General features: G+C 55.0%; 8 protein-coding genes and 1 pseudogene. 8 read left to right on the top strand and 1 reads right to left on the bottom strand.

The features are described from left to right. The 8 genes and pseudogenes from ACR0IU_RS18690 to ACR0IU_RS18655 form a co-directional block, all read left to right on the top strand. On the top strand, window positions 1-110 hold a 110-nt coding region (locus tag ACR0IU_RS18690; protein WP_480567056.1), incomplete at its 5' end, for an EF-Tu C-terminal domain-related protein. A 240-nt stretch (window positions 111-350) separates the two neighbouring features. Next, entirely contained in the window at window positions 351-2078 is a 1728-nt protein-coding gene (locus ACR0IU_RS18685; protein ID WP_480717290.1) for an amidohydrolase, read from the top strand. A gap of 175 nt (window positions 2079-2253) precedes the next feature. Further along, window positions 2254-2568 carry a 30S ribosomal protein S10 gene (rpsJ, locus tag ACR0IU_RS18680; protein ID WP_008756422.1) on the top strand — a complete coding sequence of 105 codons (315 nt, stop codon included), beginning with the start codon at window positions 2254-2256 and terminating at the stop codon, window positions 2566-2568. Window positions 2569-2586: 18 nt separating this feature from the next. Then, window positions 2587-3312 carry a 50S ribosomal protein L3 gene (gene rplC, locus ACR0IU_RS18675; protein ID WP_039538255.1) on the top strand — a complete coding sequence of 242 codons (726 nt, stop codon included), beginning with the start codon at window positions 2587-2589 and terminating at the stop codon, window positions 3310-3312. Next, window positions 3309-3926, top strand: coding sequence for a 50S ribosomal protein L4 (gene rplD, locus ACR0IU_RS18670; RefSeq protein ID WP_010437039.1), 618 nt, complete (start codon window positions 3309-3311; stop codon window positions 3924-3926). Before rplC ends, rplD begins: the two co-directional genes overlap by 4 nt. Then, window positions 3923-4219: a 50S ribosomal protein L23 gene (locus ACR0IU_RS18665; RefSeq protein ID WP_010437040.1), complete on the top strand. Its 297-nt coding sequence runs from the start codon at window positions 3923-3925 to the stop codon at window positions 4217-4219. The genes rplD and ACR0IU_RS18665 overlap by 4 nt, the downstream gene beginning before the upstream one ends. 168 nt (window positions 4220-4387) lie before the next feature. Next, window positions 4388-5422 (top strand): fatty acid desaturase, encoded by a 1035-nt coding sequence (locus ACR0IU_RS18660; RefSeq protein ID WP_480717289.1) that lies wholly within the window; start codon window positions 4388-4390, stop codon window positions 5420-5422. Between the two features lie 20 nt (window positions 5423-5442). Further along, a pseudogene (locus tag ACR0IU_RS18655) lies at window positions 5443-5523 on the top strand (50S ribosomal protein L23); the annotation flags it as partial. A 97-nt stretch (window positions 5524-5620) separates the two neighbouring features. Here the strand turns inward: ACR0IU_RS18655 and ACR0IU_RS18650 are convergent. Further along, on the bottom strand, window positions 5621-6127 hold the full coding sequence (locus ACR0IU_RS18650; RefSeq protein ID WP_480717288.1) for a MarR family winged helix-turn-helix transcriptional regulator: 507 nt from the start codon (window positions 6125-6127) through the stop codon (window positions 5621-5623). Window positions 6128-6164 lie beyond the last annotated feature (37 nt).

Raw genomic sequence — 6164 nt, 5'->3', positions numbered from 1 at the left:
TCACCGTCGAGCTGATCGCGCCGATCGCGATGGAAGACGGCCTGCGTTTCGCCATCCGCGAAGGCGGCCGCACCGTCGGCGCCGGCGTCGTGTCGAAAATCATCGAGTAATTCGCGCGAGCGAATGATCAGATGGAAAGGGCGTCCCTCGGGACGCCCTTTTTCGTTTTTGCCTAAGTCAACAGTAATGCTAACTTCTTTCGTATTGAGACATTGCAATTAGAAAGAGGTCATAAGATGCACTTTTCGGCGCGTTCAGTTTGTCTTGTCGCAGCAGTTGCTTTCTCACCTACTTCAGCATCGTCACAAGAAATTGCGGATAGGATCTATCTCGGAGGGCCCATTGTTACGATGGACGATACGGCTCCGTCTGCCGAAGCTGTCGCAGTCAAAGATGGGCGCATTCTTGCGGTTGGTCCGCTGTCTGAATTGTCGGCGCATCAGGGCGAGGAAACCGAAACCTATGATCTGGAAGGGCGCGCGATGCTTCCGGGTTTCGTTGATAGCCACGGGCATGTCGTCATGGGCGGTTTGCAGGCACTGTCAGCTAACCTTCTTGCGCCACCGGACGGAGATGTCATTGATATCGCCAGTCTGCAATCCACACTGACTGACTGGGCCGAAGAGAATGCGCAGGCCGTTGAACAGGTCCAAATGATCATCGGCTTCGGCTACGACAATGCTCAATTAAAGGAACTCCGTCACCCAACACGACAAGAGCTGGACATGGTGTCCGAGGACTTGCCCGTTGTCATTATTCATCAGTCCGGGCACCTAGGCGTGGCAAACTCGAAATCGCTGGAGTTGGCAGGCATCACGGCTGCTTCGGAGGCCCCTCCGGGTGGGGTCATTCAACGCGATGAAGCCGGTGAACCAAATGGAGTTCTGGAAGAATACGCGTTCTTCTCGGTTCTCGTGCCGATGCTGGGGAATTTGGGTGAGGAAGGTCTGGCAGCATTTGCCCGAGCTGGGACCGAACTCTGGGCAAAGTTTGGATATACGACAGGACAAGAAGGTCGATCTTCAGGTGAAATCGTCGAAGTTCTCAGGAAAGTTGCCGCAGAAGAAGGGCTTCCTATCGACGTTGTAGCGTTTCCGGATATTCTCGAGTCGAGGGAGTATATTGGAGCGAACACCTCGACGGATTATGACAACCGGGTTCGGGTAGGGGGCTGCAAATTGACAATTGACGGTTCGCCGCAGGGTTTCACGGCTTTGCGGGATCGACCCTACTATGATCCGGTTGGAAACTATGCCGCGGGGTACGCAGGGTATGCGGCCATTACGATGGAACAACTCCAGGACGCCGTGAACTGGTGTTACGAGAATGATTTCCAGATCCTTGTGCATTCCAACGGCGAAGGAGCATCTGACATGCTGATTGCTGCGCTCGAAGAGGCGCAGATCAAGTATGGCGACGCTGGCAACCGCCCCGTTCTGGTTCACGGTCAGTTCCTACGAGAGGATCAGGTCGCCAGTTTTAAACGCCTTGGTGTGTTTCCTTCGCTATTCCCGATGCATACATTTTACTGGGGTGATTGGCACCGAGATCATACTGTTGGGCCGGTCAATGCAGACAATATCTCTCCGACAGGATGGCTACGCGAACGTGACATGATGTTCGGCACGCATCACGATGCGCCGGTGGCCTTTCCAGACAGCATGCGTGTTCTTGCGGCTACGGTCACTCGTCGCACGCGCTCCGGAGATATCTTGGGACCGCATCAGCGGGTAGATGTCATGACCGCCTTGAAGGCCATGACTATTTGGCCCGCATGGCAGCACTTCGAAGAAGAAGAGAAGGGGTCCATCGAAGTTGGAAAGGTTGCGGATTTCGTGATCTTGTCAAACGATCCCACCTCAGTCGATCCAGAGACTCTAGCCGAGCTCAAAGTACTTGTAACCGTGAAGGGCGACGAGGTTGTCTATGAGGCTGAAGAAGGTGTCAGAGAAGGAATTTTGCGTTTTTCGCCATTTTCCAGTGACCCAGTCGTTGCGCATCTCTTTCTGCACGCGGTTTACCAGGGAATGAAGGTCGAAGATCCATGGCTAAACAATGGCGTTTCCGGAGGTGAATAAGAGTGCTTTCTTTGCTGCGTTTGCCTCTTGCCAAAATGCTCAGGTACCTATAGTACGCGCGAGTTCTCTATTGGAACATCAAGGCGGGGTGATTCCCGCCTTTTGGGTTCGATGAGGGTTGGCGATGCGCGTCTGTCCTCCTCTCAACCTCAACGCCTGATAAAAGGCTGTATCTATGCAAAGCCAAAATATCCGTATTCGGCTGAAGGCATTTGACTATCGCGTTCTGGATGCCAGCACGCAAGAGATCGTCAACACTGCCAAGCGGACCGGCGCGAACGTGCGCGGCCCGATCCCGCTGCCGAACAAGATCGAGAAGTTCACGGTTCTCCGTGGCCCTCACGTTGACAAGAAATCCCGCGACCAGTTCGAGATCCGCACCCACAAGCGTCTCTTGGACATCGTTGATCCGACCCCCCAGACCGTTGACGCGCTGATGAAGCTCGACCTCGCTGCTGGTGTGGACGTCGAGATCAAGCTGCAGTCGTAAGATCGGAGGGTATAAATTATGCGCTCTGGTATTATCGCAAAAAAAGTTGGCATGACCCGCCTGTTCATGGAAGACGGCAAGCAGATCCCTGTGACCGTTCTTCACCTGGACAACCTGCAGGTTGTTGCACAGCGCACCGCTGACAAAGACGGCTACACCGCCGTTCAGCTGGGCGCCGGTGCTGCGAAGGCAAAACGCACCTCGAAGGCCATGCGCGGTCACTATGCCGCTGCAAAGGTTGAGCCCAAGCGTAAGCTGGCCGAGTTCCGTGTCTCCGAAGATGGCCTGATCGATGTAGGCGCCGAGATTTCGGCAGAACACTTCCTGGAAGGTCAGAAAGTTGACGTTTCGGGTACGTCGATCGGTAAAGGCTTTGCCGGTGCGATGAAGCGTTGGAACTTTGGTGGTCTACGCGCCTCGCACGGTGTGTCGATCAGCCACCGTTCGCACGGTTCGACCGGTCAGTGTCAGGACCCGGGCAAGGTTTTCAAAGGCAAGAAGATGGCCGGTCACATGGGCGCTGCCCGTGTAACCACCCAGAACCTGGAAGTTGTCAAAACCGACGCCGACCGGAACCTGGTCTTCATCAAAGGCGCCGTTCCCGGACCGAAATCGGGCTGGGTTACCGTCAAGGACGCCGTCAAGAAGAAAGCACCTGAAGGTCTGCCGTTCCCGGCAGCCGTAAAAGGTGCTGCAACTGAAGCACCTGCGGAAGAAGCGCCCGCGGAAGGTGGTGAAGCATGAAACTTGATGTAATCAAACTGGACGGCGGCAAAGCCGGCAACATCGAGCTGGATGCAGACCTGTTCGGCCTCGAGCCGCGTGCGGACATCCTGCACCGTGTGGTCCGTTGGCAGCGCAACAACGCGCAAGCCGGCACCCACAAGGTGAAGACTCGTTCGGAAACCAGCTACTCGACCAAGAAGATCTATCGTCAGAAGGGCACCGGTGGCGCACGCCATGGTGACCGTAATGCGCCAATCTTCCGTGGTGGTGGTATCTACAAAGGCCCCGTGGTTCGTTCGCATGGTCACGACTTGCCCAAGAAGTTCCGCAAGCTTGGCCTGCGCCACGCTCTGTCGGCAAAAGCCAAGGCAGGTGAACTGGTCGTAATCGAGAACGCCGAAGCCGAAGGCAAGACCGCTGCTCTTGCCAAACAGGTTGCAAACCTGGGCTGGAAACGCGCTCTGGTCATCGACGGCGCGACCGTGAACGAAGGGTTCCTGAAAGCGTCCAAGAACATCGAAGGTTTGGATATCCTGCCGTCGATGGGCGCAAACGTTTATGACATCCTCAAGCGTGACACTCTGGTGCTCACCAAAGCGGCTGTCGAAGCACTGGAGGCTCGTCTGAAATGAGCGCGAAGGCAGAACACTACGACGTGATCCGCAAGCCGGTCATCACCGAAAAGTCGACCATGGCGTCCGAAAACGGCGCGGTTGTCTTTGAAGTGGCGATCGACAGCAACAAGCCGCAAATCAAAGAGGCCGTTGAGGCTCTGTTTGGCGTGAAGGTCAAAGCGGTAAACACCACCGTGACCAAAGGCAAGGTCAAGCGGTTCCGCGGCCAGCTGGGCCGTCGCAAAGACGTCAAAAAAGCATATGTGACCCTGGAAGAGGGTAACACCATCGACGTGTCCACCGGTCTCTGATCGAACCCGTCTTTGGAGAGATATGAAGGCCCCCGCGAAAGCGGGGGTTTTTTCTTTAGCAGCGACACAGAAAATTGAGCGCGGAACGATCGTGTTTTGAACAAATCGCTTGCTAAGTCGGGCCGGTAGTCTATCCGGTACCCAACAAACAAAAGATATGGCAGGCGTATGGCAAACTTTTCTCACTCGACCCGGGAAAATCCGGATGTGACCGCGGCGCGGGATTGGGTGTCTACACTTGCCAAATACCGCGAACCGAACCAGTGGCGCAGTTCCTTTGAGCTGGGTGTCAGCATCATCCCCTTCTTTGCGCTTTGGACGCTGTCCTGGATGTCACTTTCGCTCAGCTATTGGCTGGCGTTTGCGATTTCGGCCCTCAATGCAGCCTTCCTGCTGCGGCTGTTTGCGATCCAGCATGATTGCGGGCACGGGGCGTTCTTCAAAAACAGGGCGGTCAGCGACTGGGTTGGGCGGGTGATCGGGGTGTTTACGCTGACACCCTATGATGTCTGGCGTCGTACGCATTCCACGCATCACAACAGCTCGGGCAATCTGGACAAACGCGGCATGGGCGATGTCCATACGCTGACGGTGGCCGAGTATAAGGCGAAGACGCCAATGAACCGGTTCTGGTATCGTGTGTATCGCCATCCCATAACCCTGTTCGGTTTTGGCCCTGGTTATTTGTTCCTGTTTCAGAACCGTCTTCCGCTTGGGCTGACCGGCAGCTTCAGGTTCTGGGTCAGCGCGATGGGCACCAATGTGGTCATTCTGGCTGCTTTGCTGGCTGTTTATTATTTTGGCGGCCTGATGCCGGTCTTGTTGATTTTCCTGCCTTCGACCCTGATTGCCGCAACCGCAGGCGTATGGCTGTTCTACGTCCAGCACCAATTCGAGGACACGCACTGGAATCCCGACAAAGACTGGCAACTGCACGAGGCCGCCCTGCACGGAAGTTCCCACTACATCCTGCCCTCGGTGTTGCAGTGGTTCAGCGCCAATATCGGCATCCACCACGTGCACCATCTGTACAGCCGCATCCCGTTCTACCGCCTGACCGAAGTGCTGCGCGATCATGATGAATTGGCAAACAGCAACCAGATGACCATCCGAGAAAGCCTCGCCAACGCGCGCCTACATCTGTGGGACGAGCAAAGTCGTCGTCTTTTGTCCTTCGCCGAAGCCCGTGCGCTTTATGGGTGAATGGTAGGTTTCACGGCTAGTTGAGCCGTCGGAAAGACGTCGAGATAGCATATGTGACCTTGGAAGAGGGTAACACCCTCGACGTGTCCACCGGTCTCTGATCGAACCCGCCTTGGGAGAAAGACTAAGTCCCCTGCGAAAGCGGGTTTTTTGTGCCCCAATGTGAGGTGCTAGCCCATACACGCTATCAAAGATCCTTCAGTCTGGACTGGATTGATCCCGTTCTGCTTCGATGAATGCTTGCCAGCCATCCACATTACCAAACGCGCGCATTCTTTCGTGCAGCATAGGGCCATATATTGACCACATGCGCTTTCGTAAGTCCCGGCCTTTTTCCGTAACTTTCAGAACTTTTCCACGTCTATCACGATCAGATTCGATGAACTCCACCAATCCCTCTGCCAATAGCCGCTTGTTCAGATGGGATAGATTCGACTGTTCGAATATGGTATCCTGAGCAAGCTCATATGGACGCAACTGACCCCCGTGCCGTTCAAGCGACCAAAGCACATCATACCATTTCAAAGGTGGAAACCCGGCATCCTTTAGGGCCGCGCCGATGTCAGACTGGATGCGCCGGGTAGCTCGGTTCATAGCGACCCAGATTTCTGTCTCAAATTCCGTTGGCAGATCGTTCTTCACAACTTCGTGTTTGCCTTGTTTCTGATTGCAGTCTTGGTTTGACTTAATTAGATGAAAATTCATCTACATTCCAGTGCCCATCGGATGAAAGGAATACAAC

The sequence above is a fragment of the Ruegeria sp. CL5 genome, assembly GCF_056536485.1.
This window is presented reverse-complemented; position numbering and strand designations above follow the sequence as displayed.